This window comes from Streptomyces sp. NPDC056373, from assembly GCF_042262425.1.
Classification (GTDB): domain Bacteria; phylum Actinomycetota; class Actinomycetes; order Streptomycetales; family Streptomycetaceae; genus Streptomyces.
Genome location: NZ_JBHJPX010000012.1, coordinates 255,161 through 270,209, shown reverse-complemented (window position 1 = coordinate 270,209; position 15,049 = coordinate 255,161). Strand labels below are relative to the sequence as shown.

At 70.5% G+C, this 15,049-nt stretch carries 15 protein-coding genes and 1 tRNA gene; 9 read left to right on the top strand and 7 right to left on the bottom strand.

The window, feature by feature from the left end:
• Positions 1–89: 89 nt before the first annotated feature.
• Positions 90–554 (bottom strand): ATP-binding protein, encoded by a 465-nt coding sequence (locus tag ACFCXS_RS26400; RefSeq protein WP_376645796.1) that lies wholly within the window; start codon positions 552–554, stop codon positions 90–92.
• Between the two features lie 244 nt (positions 555–798).
• On the opposite strand from ACFCXS_RS26400, the gene ACFCXS_RS26395 reads away from it, so the two are divergent.
• The 9 genes from ACFCXS_RS26395 (at position 799) to ACFCXS_RS26355 (ending at position 10,708) form a co-directional block, all read left to right on the top strand.
• Entirely contained in the window at positions 799–1,629 is an 831-nt protein-coding gene (locus tag ACFCXS_RS26395) for a hypothetical protein (protein ID WP_376645795.1), read from the top strand.
• A 117-nt stretch (positions 1,630–1,746) separates the two neighbouring features.
• Positions 1,747–2,490, top strand: a complete 744-nt coding sequence (locus tag ACFCXS_RS26390) for a YcnI family protein (protein WP_376645794.1) — start codon at positions 1,747–1,749, stop codon at positions 2,488–2,490.
• Positions 2,491–2,585: 95 nt separating this feature from the next.
• Positions 2,586–3,239, top strand: coding sequence for an SCO family protein (locus tag ACFCXS_RS26385; RefSeq protein WP_376645793.1), 654 nt, complete (start codon positions 2,586–2,588; stop codon positions 3,237–3,239).
• Positions 3,236–3,709 carry a copper chaperone PCu(A)C gene (locus ACFCXS_RS26380; protein ID WP_376645792.1) on the top strand — a complete coding sequence of 158 codons (474 nt, stop codon included), beginning with the start codon at positions 3,236–3,238 and terminating at the stop codon, positions 3,707–3,709. The genes ACFCXS_RS26385 and ACFCXS_RS26380 overlap by 4 nt, the downstream gene beginning before the upstream one ends.
• A gap of 13 nt (positions 3,710–3,722) precedes the next feature.
• On the top strand, positions 3,723–5,774 hold the full coding sequence (locus ACFCXS_RS26375; RefSeq protein WP_376645791.1) for a copper resistance CopC/CopD family protein: 2,052 nt from the start codon (positions 3,723–3,725) through the stop codon (positions 5,772–5,774).
• A gap of 6 nt (positions 5,775–5,780) precedes the next feature.
• The gene (efeB, locus tag ACFCXS_RS26370; protein ID WP_376645790.1) at positions 5,781–7,079 is read left to right on the top strand and encodes an iron uptake transporter deferrochelatase/peroxidase subunit; all 1,299 of its coding nucleotides are present in this window, start codon (positions 5,781–5,783) and stop codon (positions 7,077–7,079) included.
• Positions 7,080–7,142: 63 nt separating this feature from the next.
• Positions 7,143–8,075, top strand: a complete 933-nt coding sequence (pheA, locus tag ACFCXS_RS26365) for a prephenate dehydratase (protein ID WP_376645789.1) — start codon at positions 7,143–7,145, stop codon at positions 8,073–8,075.
• 540 nt (positions 8,076–8,615) lie between these two features.
• Positions 8,616–9,893, top strand: a complete 1,278-nt coding sequence (gene serS / locus ACFCXS_RS26360) for a serine--tRNA ligase (protein ID WP_376645788.1) — start codon at positions 8,616–8,618, stop codon at positions 9,891–9,893.
• On the top strand, positions 9,890–10,708 hold the full coding sequence (locus ACFCXS_RS26355) for an HAD family hydrolase (RefSeq protein ID WP_376645787.1): 819 nt from the start codon (positions 9,890–9,892) through the stop codon (positions 10,706–10,708). Before serS ends, ACFCXS_RS26355 begins: the two co-directional genes overlap by 4 nt.
• 91 nt (positions 10,709–10,799) lie before the next feature.
• Here ACFCXS_RS26355 and ACFCXS_RS26350 read toward each other — a convergent pair.
• The 6 genes from ACFCXS_RS26350 to ACFCXS_RS26325 form a co-directional block, all read right to left on the bottom strand.
• Positions 10,800–10,886, bottom strand: a tRNA-Ser gene (locus ACFCXS_RS26350).
• Positions 10,887–11,167: 281 nt separating this feature from the next.
• Positions 11,168–11,377: a hypothetical protein gene (locus ACFCXS_RS26345; protein WP_376645786.1), complete on the bottom strand. Its 210-nt coding sequence runs from the start codon at positions 11,375–11,377 to the stop codon at positions 11,168–11,170.
• A gap of 101 nt (positions 11,378–11,478) precedes the next feature.
• A complete protein-coding gene (locus ACFCXS_RS26340) occupies positions 11,479–12,198 on the bottom strand; it encodes an ABC transporter permease (RefSeq protein WP_104779072.1) in 720 nt (239 codons plus the stop codon).
• 9 nt (positions 12,199–12,207) lie between these two features.
• Positions 12,208–13,119, bottom strand: coding sequence for an ABC transporter ATP-binding protein (locus ACFCXS_RS26335; RefSeq protein WP_097217810.1), 912 nt, complete (start codon positions 13,117–13,119; stop codon positions 12,208–12,210).
• Entirely contained in the window at positions 13,116–14,033 is a 918-nt protein-coding gene (locus ACFCXS_RS26330) for an ABC transporter permease (protein ID WP_376645785.1), read from the bottom strand. Before ACFCXS_RS26330 ends, ACFCXS_RS26335 begins: the two co-directional genes overlap by 4 nt.
• Complete coding sequence (locus tag ACFCXS_RS26325) at positions 14,023–14,991, bottom strand: ABC transporter ATP-binding protein (RefSeq protein ID WP_376645867.1); 969 nt, start codon at positions 14,989–14,991, stop codon at positions 14,023–14,025. Before ACFCXS_RS26325 ends, ACFCXS_RS26330 begins: the two co-directional genes overlap by 11 nt.
• Positions 14,992–15,049 lie beyond the last annotated feature (58 nt).

Sequence of the window (15,049 nt, the reverse complement as noted above, 5' to 3'; positions counted from 1 at the left end):
GGCTGGAGCCCTGTAGGGCTACCGAACACGAGCGGTGTTTCACGTGAAACAGCCCTGTTTCACGTGAAACGCCGTCCCGCCGCGCGAGGTCAGACTGCCATCAGCGGGGCGTCGGAACGCCACTTCAGGACCTTGTCGAAGCTCACCACGGCTCCACCCCGGCCCGGATTGTTACCGATGTGGACGTGGTCGGCGAGCTCCTCGATGAGACACAGCCCCCTGCCGTTCTCCGCGTCGGATTGAGCGGGGCGGACGGGAAGGCGGGGCATGCCGGCGGAGACCGCGGGGAAGCCCGGGCCCGCGTCGGCGACCTCGATCCGGCACTTCTCGCCGTCGAGGTACGCGGTGACCCGGTACGCCTCCGAGCCGGGGCCGCGCCCTGTGTCCCCGCCGTGCTCCACGGCGTTCGCGCACGCCTCGCTGAGGGCGACGGAGAGGTCGTAGGAGATGTCCGGGTCGACGCCCGCGGTCTCCATCGTGCCGATCAGGAGGCGGCGGGCCAGCGGCACGCTCGCAGCTTCGCGCCGCAGATGGAGTGACCACCAGATGCTCATGCTCCAGCCTCCTGGCTGCGGCTCGACATACCGTTACGTATTGCCCCGAGTCCCCCTGTGTAAGCGTGAAGTTGACGTGACGCCGCCCATACGGCGGATGCGCGCTGGTCCTGATCGGTGTATGTGGGGGAAGCTATCGCCCCATTCAGGGACGCCCGGGGCCAGAGCATGATGTTCCGGTCGTACGGCATCTTGTGGACCTGCCGCACGAGGCCTGCGGGGCCAGTGCGATGATGAGCCCGCCATGACTGCCCCCCACGCGCGCGCGACGCGCTCCGGACACATGCTCCGGATCCTGCGGGCCGCGGTGTTCGCCGCGGTCTGCGTCGTGCTGGCCGGGGCAGGTCACGCACTGGCCTCCTGCGACACCATCCCGCTGTGGACGCTGGGCGCCGGATTCCTCGGAGTGACCGCGGTGGCGGCACCCCTCGCGGGACGAGCGCGCTCACTGGCGGGGATCACGGCACTGCTCGCGATCGGCCAGACGGTGCTGCACACGCTGTTCGGCCTCGGCCAGCACGGCACGGCCGCCGTCACGTCCTCGGCGCCGACGGGCGGGGGTGACGCCGCCCTGGTCCAGCAGGCCGCGCGGTTCGTGTGCGGCACGACGGCTGCGGCGATCAGCCCGGCGCAGGCCCACAGGATCCTCACCGACGCCCGGATCCAGCCGCCCGCAGGTGCGCACACGCATCTGGCCGCGGACGCGGCGTCCGGGTCGTCGGCGTCGCTGTGGCCGTCCCTGCCGATGCTGCTCGGCCACCTCCTCGCGGCGCTCGCCGCCGGCTGGCTGCTGCGTCACGGCGACCTGGCTCTGCTGCGGCTCGTCGAGCTGTCGGCACTGTCGGCCCAGGGAGTCGCCGAGGGTACGCTCATGCGCTCACTGCGGGCCGCTCTCGCCCTGGTCCGCGCCCTGCGCGCCGGGCTCCCGGGAGTGCCGGAAGCCGGCCCGCGCCCGGCGCTCACCACTCGGTCCGCGCCCCCGATGCCTCGCACGGCGGCGCTCCAGCACACGGTGATCCGGCGCGGCCCGCCGACCGCCACGGCTTCCGCGACCGCACTCGCCCTCGCCGTCTGACGCGACGCGACCACCACCACTCCGCTCCCGCGGAGGAGGGGCCGCCGTCGTGCGGCACGCGCGTGTGCGCATCCCTCCTTCCACATCCAGACCGACTCACAGCGGAGTGCCCCTTCCATGAAGGCTTCCCGTATCGTCGCGGCCGGTGCCGCCGCCGGTATCACCGTTCTCGCCCTGTCCGCCCCCGCCTTCGCGCACGTCACCGTGCAGCCCGAGGGCACGGCCGCCAAGGGCGGCTACGCGGTCATCGACTTCAAGGTCCCCAACGAGCGCGACGACGCCTCGACCACCAAGCTCGAGGTCAACTTCCCGACCGACCACCCGCTGGCCTCCGTCATGCCGCAGGCCATCCCGGGCTGGAAGATCGACGTCACCAAGTCCAAGCTGGACAAGCCGCTGGAGATGCACGGCGAGAAGATCACCGAGGCCGTCACCAAGGTCACCTGGACCGCCGAGGGCAAGGGGATCCAGGCCGGCTACTTCGAGAAGTTCCCGCTCTCCGTCGGCCAGCTGCCCGAGGACACCGACCAGCTGGCCTTCAAGGCCCTCCAGACGTACTCCAACAAGGAGGTCGTCCGCTGGATCGAGGTGCCGCAGAAGGGCAAGGAGGAGCCCGACAACCCGGCCCCGGTGCTGGAGCTGTCCGCGGCCTCCGAGGACGGGCACCACGGCTCGTCCGCCGATGAGGACTCCGACGCCAAGTCGGCCGAGAAGGCCTCCGCCGACACCACCGCCTCCGACTCCACCTCCTCCGCCGGCACCGACACCACCGCTCGCGTGCTGGGCATCGTCGGCATCGTGGTCGGCGCGGCGGGCGTCGCCTACGGCGTGCTCGCCGGGCGCCGGCGGTCCGACGCCTGAGGCCGCATCCGCTGACGGCGCGCACCGGAACCCCGCCCCCCGGGCGGGGACATCCCCGGTGCGCGCCGGGCCACCGACATCTGGGACATTTTTCTATGCGCACCAAGATTTTCGCCGCGGCCGCGCTGCTCGCCGCCGCCTCCCTGACCCTGACCGCCTGCGGCAGCGGCGCCGACAGCGGCAAGCCCGTCTCCGTGGTGTCCGAGGAGGCCGGTTCCGACAAGGCCGCCACCGTCCTCGACAAGCCCTTCGAGAAGCCGGACCTGGTTCTCACCGACACGCAGGGCAAGAAGTACGACCTCCGCAAGGAGACCGCGGGCAAGCCCACGCTGATCTACTTCGGCTACACCCACTGCCCCGACGTCTGCCCGCTGACGATGAACAACATCGCCGTCGCCAAGAAGCAGCTGCCCAAGGCCGAGCAGGACGAACTCCGGGTCGTCTTCGTCACGACGGATCCAAAGCGCGACACCTCCGCCGAGCTCGGCAAGTGGCTCAAGGGCATCGACAGCCAGTTCATCGGCCTGACCGGCGACTTCCCGACCATCCAGGCCGGCGCCCGCACCCTCGGCATCTCCATCGAGCCGACCCGCAAGGACAAGAACGGCAAGCTCATCTCCGAGCACGGCACCCAGGTCATCGCGTTCTCCCCGAAGACCGACGGCGGCTATGTGCTCTACGGCGAGGACGCCACGGTCGACGACTACACCAAGGACCTCCCCAAGATCGTCAAGGGGGAGAACCCGTGAGGCGGCGGCTCGTCCCGACAGCCCTCGTCATAGCGGGAACCCTGGCTCTGGCGGGCTGCGGCGGCTCGGACTCCGGCGGCGGGAACGACTCGGGGAAGCCGGACCTGTCCGCCGGCTCCGCCTACATGCCGCAGCCCGTGTCCGACGACATGGCGGCCGGCTTCCTCACCGTCACCAACAAGGGCGGGGCCGCCGACGAGCTCACCTCCGTCACCAGTGACATCGCCGGAGAGGTCACCGTGCACGAGACCGTCGACGGGGCGATGCAGGAGGTCAAGAGCCTCAAGATCCCCGCAGGCGGCCGGCTGGAGCTGAAGAGCGGCGGCGACCACCTGATGTTCGAGCAGCTGAAGAGCAAGCCCGAGGAAGGCCAGACGGTCTCCGTCGAACTGCACTTCGCGCACTCGGCCCCGGTGAAGGTCCAGATGCCGGTGAAGCCGCCGACCTACACCCCGACGACCGGACACTGAGGGAGGGACCTCCGTGACACAGACCATCGCCCCCCGCGTCCGGACACTGGTGCTGCTGCTCCTGGCCGCGGCCTGCGCACTGCTCGCCGGAGCCGGACCGGCCTCCGCGCACGCCGCGGTGACCGGCAGCGACCCCGGGCAGGGGGCGGTGGTCGACAAGGCCCCGGCCCGGATCTCGCTCACCTTCTCCGAGCAGGTCGCACTGTCCGACGACTCGCTGCGCGTGCTCGACCCCGAGGGCAAGCGCGTCGACACGGCCAAACCGGCCAACGTCAGCGGCACGACGTACGCCGTGCCGCTCCACTCGGGGCTGCCCGACGGCACGTACACCGTGGCCTATCAGGTCGTCTCGGCGGACAGCCATCCCGTCGCCGGTGCCTACACCTTCTCCATCGGCGCCCCCTCCAAGACGTCCGTGTCGGTCTCCGGGCAGTCGACGGACGACGGCGTGGTGGGCTGGCTGTACGGCTTCGGGCGGTACGTGTCCTACGCCGGGTTCATCGTGATGGCCGGCGGCGCCGCCTTCGTGCTCGCCTGCTGGCAGCGCGGTTCCGGGGTGCGCTCGATCCAGCGGTACGTCGTCTCCGGATGGGTCGCACTCACCGCGGCGACCCTCGCGCTGCTGCTGCTGCGCGGCTCCTTCACGGGCTCCGGGAAGATCTCCGACGTCTTCGACCTGTCCCTGCTCGGGCAGGTGCTGCAGACCAAGACCGGCGCGGCCCTGGTGTCCCGGCTGCTGCTGCTCGCCGCGGCGGCCCTGTTCATCGCCGTGCTGTTCGGCGCGTACGACAAGCGGGAGGACGCCCGGGAGAAGAGGGACCTGACCTTCGGGCTCTCGATCGGCGGCGTCGTCGTGGCGGCCGGGCTCGCGGCGAGCTGGGCGATGTCCGAGCATGCCTCGGTCGGTCTCCAGGCGGGCATCGCCATGCCGGTCGACGTGCTCCATCTGCTGGCCGTCGCCGCCTGGCTCGGCGGACTCGGCGCGCTGCTGGTCGCCCTGTACCGCGCGCCCGCCGAGACGCACCTCGACGCGCCGGCCGTACGCCGCTTCTCCCAGGTCGCCTTCGGCAGCGTCCTCGCCCTGATCGCGACCGGGACGTACCAGTCCTGGCGCCAGCTCGGCTCCTGGTCGGCCTTCACCGACACCCGCTACGGCCAGCTCCTCCTCGCCAAGATCGCCCTCGTGGTCGTCCTGGTCGGCGTCGCGTGGATCTCGCGCCGGTGGACGGGACGGCTGGCGGAGACGGCACCGGTGGGGGCACCGGTGGAGGCGCCGGAGGTGCGGGAGCCGGAGGTACGGGAGAAGGAGCGGGTCGGCGCGCGAGCGGACGGCGAAGCCGCCCCCGGCCTCGACACCGACGAGCAGCCCGACCCCGAGCCCACCGGACCCGAGTCGACCGGCCCCGAGCCCACCGGACCCGAGTCCACCGGCCCCAAGCTCACCGGAACCGAGTCCACCGGCTCCGAAACCGCCGACACCGAACGCGCCGCGCAACTCGCCCGGCAGCAGGCCGCCCGGGACGCCGCACAGCGCAAGCGGATCCGGGACGCGGACCCGAACCGCTTCGGACTGCGCCGCTCCGTCCTGGCCGAAGCCGGCATCGCGGTCGTGCTGCTCGCCGTCACCACCGTGCTGACGCAGACCGAGCCGGGACGCACCGAGCAGGAGGCCAAGGCGGCCACCTCGTCCTCCGCGTCCGCTTCCGCCGACACGGGCGCGTCCGGCGCACTGACCCTGAACATGCCGTTCGACACCGGCGGCGAGGACGGCAAGGGCATCGTCACGATCGACCTCGACCCCGCGCGGGTGGGCGACAACGAGATGCACGTCTATGTGGAGCGTCCCAACGGCCGGGCCTTCGACATCCCCGAGGTCAAGGTCGAGTTCACCCTGAAAGCCAAGGACATCGGGCCCCTGCCCGTCGTCCCCGACCACCTCGCGACCGGACACTGGTCCGCGAACGGAGTGCAGATCCCCATGGCCGGCGACTGGCAGGTCGACGTGACCGTGCGGACCTCCGACATCGACGAGGTCACCGTCTCCAAGAACGCGCAGATCGGCTGAACCACCATGCCTGACCAGTCCCTTCCGAAGGCCCGCACCGCCGAGGCCGGCCCGGGGGAGAGCGAAACGGCCTTCGCCCACGAGGGCATCTCACGGCGGCGGCTGCTCGGTACCGCCGGTGCCAGCGGACTCGTCCTCGGCACGGCGGGCGCCGCCGTGGGTTACGCCGCCGCACCCTCAGAAGCGGCCACTCCGCTCACCGCCCTCGGCACGGACCGGGCGATGTTTCACGGGAAACATCAGCCCGGCATCACGGACGGCCTCCAGGCACGTGGCCACCTCGTCGCCTTCGACCTCGCGGCGGGCGCCGGCCGCAAGGAGGCAGCCGCCCTGCTCCGCCGCTGGTCGGAGACGGCCCGGCGGCTGATGGCAGGTGAGCCGAGCACCCACGAGGACACCGACGTCGCCCGCGACGCCGGGCCCTCGTCGCTGACGATCACCTTCGGCTTCGGCCACAGCTTCTTCGCCCGGACCGGCCTGGAGAAGCAGCGTCCGACCGCCCTGGACCCACTGCCCGAGTTCTCCTCGGACCACCTCGACAAGAACCGCAGCAACGGCGACCTGTGGGTGCAGATCGGCGCCAACGACGCCCTCGTCGCCTTCCACGCCCTGCGCGCGATCCAGAAGGACGCGGGCCGGGCCGCGAAGGTGCGCTGGCAGATGAACGGCTTCAACCGCTCACCGGGTGCCACCTCCCACCCCATGACGGCCCGCAACCTGATGGGTCAGATCGACGGCACCCGCAACCCCAAGCCGTCCGAGTCCGACTTCGACCGGCGCATCTTCGTGCCGGAGAAGCCGGAGAAGGGCTCCCCGGCCTGGATGGCGAACGGCTCCTACGCCGTCGTACGCCGGATCCGCATGCTCCTCGACGACTGGGAGCAGCTCTCCGTCAAGGCGCAGGAGGGCGTGATCGGACGCCGCAAGTCCGACGGAGCGGCCCTGTCCGGGGGCAGCGAGACGACGGCGATGGACCTGGAGAAGACCGATGCGAAGGGCAACCTGGTCGTCCCGATCAACGCCCACGCCCGCATCACCCGGCCCGACCAGAACGGCGGCGCGGCGATGCTCCGCCGGCCCTTCTCCTTCCACGACGGCATCGACCCGGACGGGGTGCCCGACGCCGGTCTGCTCTTCATCTGCTGGCAGGCCGATCCCCTGCGCGGCTTCGTGCCGGTGCAGCGCAAGCTCGACCGGGGCGACGCCCTGTCGCAGTTCATCCGGCACGAGTCGAGCGGACTGTTCGCTGTGCCGGGCGGGGCCGCCGAGGGAGAGTACGTGGGGCAGAAGTTGCTGGAGGGGTGAGAGTTCACCCCTGCGTGTGCTTGTGGGGGGATGGCGCTTCCGCGAGCCCATTAGGGTGAGGTCATGCCAGCGAGCTATGCGTATCTCGGCCCTGAGGGCACCTTCACCGAAGTCGCCCTGCGCACGCTTCCCGAGGCCGCCACCCGGGAGCTCATCCCGTACGTGTCCGTCCAGTCCGCGCTCGACGCGGTACGGGCCGGCGAGGCCGAGGCCGCGTTCGTGCCGATCGAGAACTCCGTCGAGGGCGGCATCACCACCACTCTCGACGAGCTGGTCGTCGGCGCGCCCCTGATGATCTACCGCGAGGTGCTGCTGTCGATCACCTTCGCGCTGCTGGTCCGCCCGGGCACGAAGCTGTCGGACATCAAGACCGTCTCGGCCCATCCGGCCGCGCAGCCGCAGGTGCGCAACTGGCTGAAGAAGCACCTCCCGGACGCGCACTGGGAGTCTGCCGCCTCGAACGCGGACGCCGCGCGACTGGTCCAGGAGGGCCAGTACGACGCCGCCTTCGCGGGAGAGTTCGCGGCCGCCCGCTACGGTCTGGAGGCCCTGGAGACCCAGATCCACGACGCGGAGAACGCCCAGACGCGGTTCGTGCTGGTGGGCCGGCCCGCCCGGCCCGCGGCGCCGACCGGCGCGGACAAGACCTCGATCGTGCTGTGGCAGCGCGACGACCACCCCGGCGGCCTGCGTGACCTGCTGGGCGAGTTCGCCACCCGCGGCATCAACCTCATGCTGCTGCAGTCCCGGCCCACCGGCGCCGGCATCGGCAACTACTGCTTCTGCATCGACGCCGAGGGCCACATCTCCGACCGCCGGGTGGCCGACGCCTTGATGGGTCTGAAGCGGATCTGCCTCCAGGTGCGCTACCTGGGCTCCTACCCGCGTGCGGACATGCAGCCGGCGGATGTGCAGCCGCCGCGGCTGGGGACGTCGGACGCGGAGTTCGCCGGGGCGGCGGACTGGGTCGCGCGGTGCCAGGACGGGCGCTTCTAGTCGGGTTCCCGCCCGTTCCGCGCTTGGTCGTACCTGCTGATTGTCGTTATCCACAGAAGTTATCCACAGGTCCGCTTCTCGACCTGGGGACAAGTCGACAACGAACCGTGAGTCAGTCGACAAATCGCCCTACAGGTCCTTGATGTGCCCATCGCCGGGCAGGTCACCCTTCGTCCACCGTTTTCCCTTGCGTAACCCTTCGAGGTGACCCACTTCCACTCGAAAGTGAGAGTAGAGGGGGTTTGTCCCGGGAATTCATGGGACGGTCCGACCATTCGGAGTGATCAATTCCGTAGTCCACAGATCTTCCACACAGCCTGTGGATAACTCTTCTCCGGATGTGGATCGCTGTGGACAACGGAAGCCCAAGTCCCTTCCCGCCCAAGGGATTAGAGTCAAGCCGACGCCCGCCGGATGCCACGTTCCGGGGAGAGACGTCTTCTTTATTGACACTGCGTGCAATTCGCTCATAACGGTACGTAAGGCACGAGCGTAATAGTGAGTCGTGGGCGGTCATCCCGCACCGGTAGCCTTGGGCGCGTGATTGACCTTCGCCTGCTCCGTGAGGACCCCGACCGTGTGCGCGCGTCGCAGCGCGCCCGTGGAGAGGACGTCGCGCTCGTCGACGCCCTCCTGTCTGCCGACGAGCGGCGCAGGTCGTCCGGCGTCCGCTTCGACGAGCTCCGCGCCGAGCAGAAGGCGCTCGGCAAGCTCATCCCCAAGGCGGCCGGCGACGAGAAGGCCGAGCTGCTGAAGAAGGCGGGCCAGCTCGCCGCCGACGTCAAGGCCGCCGACGCGGACCGCGACGCTGCCGCGACCGAGACCCAGGAGCTGCTCCAGCGGCTCGGCAACCTGGTGCACCCGGACGTGCCCGTGGGCGGCGAGGAGGACTTCGTCACCCGCGAGACGCACGGCACGATCCGCGACTTCGCCGCCGAGGGCTTCGAGCCCAAGGACCACCTGGCGCTCGGCCAGCTCCTCGGCGCCATCGACGTCGAGCGCGGCGCCAAGGTCTCCGGTTCGCGCTTCTACTTCCTGACCGGCGTGGGCGCGCTCCTGGAGCTCGCCCTGGTGAACGCGGCGATGGCGCAGGCCACCGCGGCCGGCTTCACCCCGATGCTGACCCCGGCGCTGGTCCGCCCCCAGTCCATGGCGGGCACCGGCTTCCTCGGCCAGGCGGCACAGGACGTCTACCACCTCGCCGACGACGACCTCTACCTGGTCGGCACGTCCGAGGTGGCGCTCGCGGCGTACCACATGGACGAGATCCTCGACGCCGACCGCCTCCCCCTGCGCTACGCGGGCTTCTCACCCTGCTTCCGCCGCGAGGCCGGTTCGCACGGCAAGGACACCCGGGGCATCTTCCGCGTGCACCAGTTCGACAAGGTGGAGATGTTCTCCTACGTCGCTCCCGAGGAGTCGCAGGCCGAGCACCAGCGCCTGCTGGAGTGGGAGAAGCAGTGGCTGACCTCGCTGGAGCTGCCGTTCCGGGTCATCGACGTCGCGTCGGCCGACCTCGGCTCCTCGGCCTCCCGCAAGTTCGACTGCGAGGCGTGGATCCCGACCCAGGGCAAGTACCGCGAGCTGACCTCGACCTCGGACTGCACCGAGTTCCAGTCCCGCCGCCTGTCGATCCGCGTCCGTGAGGGCAAGCAGGTCCGCCCGCTGGCCACGCTCAACGGCACGCTGTGCGCCGTCCCACGCACGATCGTGGCGATCCTGGAGAACCACCAGCAGGCCGACGGTTCGGTGCGCGTGCCCGAGGTGCTGCGCCCGTACCTCGGCGGCCGGGAGGTCCTGGAGCCGGTGGCCAAGTGAGCGACACGGCTTCCCCGGCCGCCTTCCCGTACCGGCTCGTCGCCACCGATCTCGACGGGACGCTGCTGCGTTCCGACGACACGGTGTCCCGGCGCACCCGTGACGCGCTCGCGGCGGCCACCGCGGCGGGCGCCGCGCACATCGTCGTCACCGGCCGCGCCGTCCCGTGGACCCGGCACATCCTCGACGACCTCGGCTACCAGGGCCTCGCCGTCTGCGGTCAGGGCGCGCAGGTCTACGACGCCGGCGCGCACCGCCTGCTGACGTCGGTGACGCTGGACCGGCAGCTGGCCGGGGTGGCGCTGGCCAAGATCGAGGCGGAGGTGGGCCCGCTCCACCTGGCGGCGAGCCGCGACGGCCTCGACGGCGAGGTGCTGGTGGGCCCGGGCTACGCGGTGCACGGCACCCTGCCCGCCACGCCCTTCACGGACGTGTCGGACCTGTGGGCCGCGCCCCTGAACAAGCTGTACATCCAGCACCCGACGCTGACCGACGACGAACTCTGCGAGGCGGCGACGCGCACCGCCGGCGGTTTTGTCACCGTCACGATGGCGGGCGCGGGCATCGTCGAGCTGCTTCCACTGGGTCTGTCCAAGGCGACGGGGCTGTCCCTGGCGGCTCGCCGGCTCGGTCTGAAGGCCGCCGACACGATCGCCTTCGGCGACATGCCCAACGACATACCGATGTTCGCCTGGGCCTCCTACGGCATCGCCATGGCGGACGCCCACGAGGAACTGAAGGCGGTGGCCGACGAGGTGACGTCCTCGCACGACGAGGACGGCATCGCGGTGGTGCTGGAGCGGTTGCTGGGCTGAGCGTCGGGCCCGGTGGCCGGAGCCTGTTGCTCGGGGCCCGGACCGCGGGCCACTGTTCAAGACCCGGTACTCGGGGCTCGATGATGCGCGGCGGAGGATGCACGGATCGAACGTGCGCGGGCCTTTCGACCCGACCACGGTTTAGCAAACCGGTGCCTTACCACTCGGCCAATCCTCCGGGTGGGCGGCCCACGCGATGTGCGATTCGCGTGCTCGAAGCGGCCGCCCCGGGCAGCTCCCCGTGCGGGCGGGTTCCACGGAGGGGTAGTGGCTACTCCGGATCCCGCCGCCGGCTGCCCTGAAGGGAGCTGGACGTACTGCCGTGCATGGACATCGTCCCGCTCCTCTCCCGGAACACGGCGCCGGGCTCTGCGCCCGGCGGTGATGACAACCACTGTGCCCGCCGGGCGAATTGGACGCCACTGATTAAATCGGCGGCCGGACCGGCGGCGCGGCCGGTTACTTCCTGCGCCACCTGCGCCGCCGGACCTTACTGAAGAACCAGCCCGCGGGCGGCTCGTCGGAGCGCCAGGGCTGCGGCTCCGGTTCCTCACGGCGCCACTTCGCGGCGAGCATCCGGGCACGGGCGGACGGCTCGGAGGTCCCGGCGGAGCGTATGAAGTCCTCGTCCAGTACGACATCGTCGAAGCTGTCCTTCTCGCCCGCCATTGAAGTCCTCCCAGTCGTCCAACTTCCGTATTGCTTCGCCTACATCCCGTTCGCCCAGTGTGCCCGGGCGAAGATGAAGCCTCCGTCAAGGCCGGGGCACGTCACTCCTCGCCGGCGAGCGTCAGGGAGCGCAGCTTCTGTCCGGCGAACCAGGTGGCCAGCACGGTGACGGCGACCAGCAGCACCGTCGCCGTGGTCAGACCCACGTCCGAGGAGACCAGGTCGCCGCCGGACACCTTCTGGGCCACCGCAAGCGACCACTGCTGGACGCTGAGCGTGCGCGCGCCCGGCACCAGGGAGCCGAACAGGGCCTCCCAGACCAGCGCGTAGACGAGACCGAACACCACCGCGTGCCGCGAGACCGTGCCCAGCAGCAGGAACAGGGCCGCGTACGCGATGGACGCGACCAGCGCGGCCACCGTGTAGGCGACGGCGACCTGCTGGCCGTTTCCGTTCAGGATGAAGCCGGCGATGAGCGTCGGTACCGCGGAGAACACCATGGTCACGGCGATCGCGACGATCAGCTTGGTGAAGATGATCGTCGGCCGTTTGATCGGCTTGGACAGCAGATACACCACCGAGCCGTCGTCGATCTCCGGTCCGATCGCGCCCGTACCGGCGATGACGCCGATGATCGGCACCATCGTGGCGAGGGCGAGTCCGCCCAGCAGGTCGGACGCCGTCTGGTCGTCCGCGCCGGCCAGAGCACGCACCGCCACGGCGATCACGATCAGCAGCATCGGCAGGGCACCGAGGATGAGGGCCCGGCGTCGGCCGAGCAGGGCCCGGTAGGTGAGCCGGGCGACTGTGGGGTCGTACATCAGGGCCTCCTACGCCGCGACGAGGTACGAGAAGACGGACTCGAGGGACTCGTCGGACGGCGAGACCGTGAGCAGCCGGATGCCGTGGTCCCTGGCCACCCGCGGCAACAGGGCCGTGAAGCGGCCGAAGTCGACGGCCTGGATGCGCAGCGCGCCCTCGGCGAGGTCGACCTCGATGCCGGCCGTCGACGGGTCGGCGATCAGCGCGGCCGCGAGGGCGCGGTCGTCGCTGGAGCGCACCAGGTAGCGGTGCGGCCGGTCGGTCATCAGGCGGCGGATCTTGCGGAAGTCGCCGCTGGCGGCGTGCCGGCCGGCGACGACGACCTCGATGTGCCAGGCGAGTTGCTCGACCTCTTCGAGGATGTGGGACGAGAACAGGACCGTGCGGCCCTCGTCGCCCATGCGGCGCAGCAGGTCCATCAGCTGCATGCGCTGGCGTGGGTCCATGCCGTTGAACGGCTCGTCCAGCAGAAGCAGCGAGGGGTCGTGGACCAGGGCGGAGGCCATCTTCACGCGCTGGCGCATGCCCTTGGAGTACGTCTGGATCTTGCGGTCCTGGGCGTACTCCATCTCGACGGTGGCGAGCGCCTTCTGGGCGGCCTTGGCGCCGAGGCCGTGCAGCTCGGCGTTGGCCAGGACGAACTCCTTGCCGGTGAGGAAGTCGTACATCGCCTCCCGCTCGGGGACGACGCCGATGTGCTTGTAGATCTGCTCGTTGCGCCACACGGCCTGGCCGTCGAGGGTGACCGTGCCGGTGGAGGGGGCCAGGAAGCCGCCCATCATGTTGATGAGGGTGGACTTTCCGGCGCCGTTGGGGCCGAGCAGGCCCGTGACGCCGGGACCGATGGTCATCGTGATGTCGTTGACGGCGACCACGTTGCCGAACCAGCGGGAGACGTGGTCGATGTTGAGCGTGGTCACAGTCCCACCTTCTTGTAGCGGCGCATCAGGAGGCCGTAGCTCGCCGCGATCAGGCCCAGGGCGACGACGACGTAGACGATGCCCTCGGCTGTGCTCGGGCCCACCCCGCTGGGGGAGGCGGACGTCGCGCCCAGGAAGGCCGACTGCACCCCGTCGACGATCGTGATCGGCGAGAACAGCCCGATCCACGGCACGGCGTCACCGCTGCCCTGGGCGTCGGCGATGGCCTGGAGGGTGGAGACGGCGCCGTAGGTGATGGTCAGCACGGCGATCACGGCCGCGATGCCGAAGCCGCGGCGCGGCGTGAAGGACGCGATGACCAGGCCGATGCCGGCGAACAGCAGTGAGAGCAGTGCCACGGAAACCAGTCCCTGTGCGAATCCCTTGGTCTGGTCGGCGAAGTCGAGCTTGGCGAGCAGCGCGCCCACGTAGAGGACGAGCAGGGGCGCCGCGGTCAGGATGAACAGCGCCGAGGCCAGTGCCGCGAACTTGGCGCGGACGTAGTCGGCGGTCTCGATGGGCCGGGAGAAGTACAGCGGGACGGTCTTGAAGCGCAGGTCCCGCGAGACGGACTGGGGTGCCTGGGAGGCGACGTACAGGCTGATGACCGCCTGCATGACGATCGCGTTGCGCGTGTAGTCCAGCGGGAGGGCGTTGGCCTTGGTGGCGACCGCCACGGCGACCATGATGGCCGCGGGCACGCACATCACCACGAACAGCAGCATCGGCAGCACCTTGGACTTGACCGAGCGGCCGAGGCCGTAGGAGCCGCGCAGGGACTGCGAGTACAGGGAGCGGCGGGCGTAGGCGCGGCCGAGGCGGGGGCCGTCGTATTTGCGGTAGCCGATGTTGTGGATGCGGGTCTGGTCGCCCCGTGCCGGGGCGGCTGCCCCCGTGGAGTGCTCAACCGCCATGGCCGACCGCCTCCTTCCGCTGCTCGCGTTCGTCGCTGCTGGTGAAGACCTCGGAGATGTGGTGCCGGCGCTGCTCCATGCGCACCAGGCCGAGACCGAGGTCCGCGATCACGTCCCGGACCAGGTCGTACGTCTCCTCGCCCTGTGCCGTGAGCAGCAGGACGTGGCCGGCGCCCGGCAGGCCGCTGCCGTCCTCGACGCTCACCCCGCGCGCGTGCAGCGCCTCGCGGACCGCCCGGGTGCCGTCCGGGTGCTCGTCGGTGTCGGTGACCTCGATGGCGAGGGTCGTGGTGGTCTGCGTGAAGTCCGTGGTGGAGCTGGAGCGCAGGAGCTTGCCGCCGTCCACGACGACGACGTGGTCGCAGGTGCGCTCCAGCTCGCCCAGCAGGTGTGAGGTGACCAGGACCGAGATGCCGAAGTCGGTGTGGATCCGGCGGATCAGGCCGAGCATCTCGTCGCGTCCGACCGGGTCGAGGCCGTTGGTCGGCTCGTCCAGGAAGACCAGCTGCGGGTCGTGGACGAGGGCCTGCGCGAGCTTCACGCGCTGCTTCATGCCGGTCGAGTAGCCACCGATGGGGCGGTAGCGCTCCTCGTACAGGCCGACGTGGCGCAGGGTGTCGGCCGTGCGCTCGCGTGCGGCGGTGGGCGGCAGGCCTGACATGCGCGCCATGTGGACGACGAACTCGGTGGCCGAGACGTCCGGCGGCAGGCAGTCGTGCTCGGGCATGTAGCCGACCCGCTCGCGGATGTCGGCGCCCTTGGTGGCGACATCGAGACCGAGCACTTCGGCGCGGCCCTCGGTGGCGGGGGACAGACCCAGCAGGATCTTGATCAGTGTGGACTTGCCGGCTCCGTTGGCTCCGACGAGTCCGGTCACACCGGGCCCGACGTCCACGGAGAGCCGGTCAAGCGCGGTCACCCGGGGGAACCGCTTGCTCAGGCTTTCGGTCGCGATCACAGTCACCCTCCGAAGGTAGGGGCCGAGCGCGTGGCGGGCATCACTCCGCAGAGCTGTC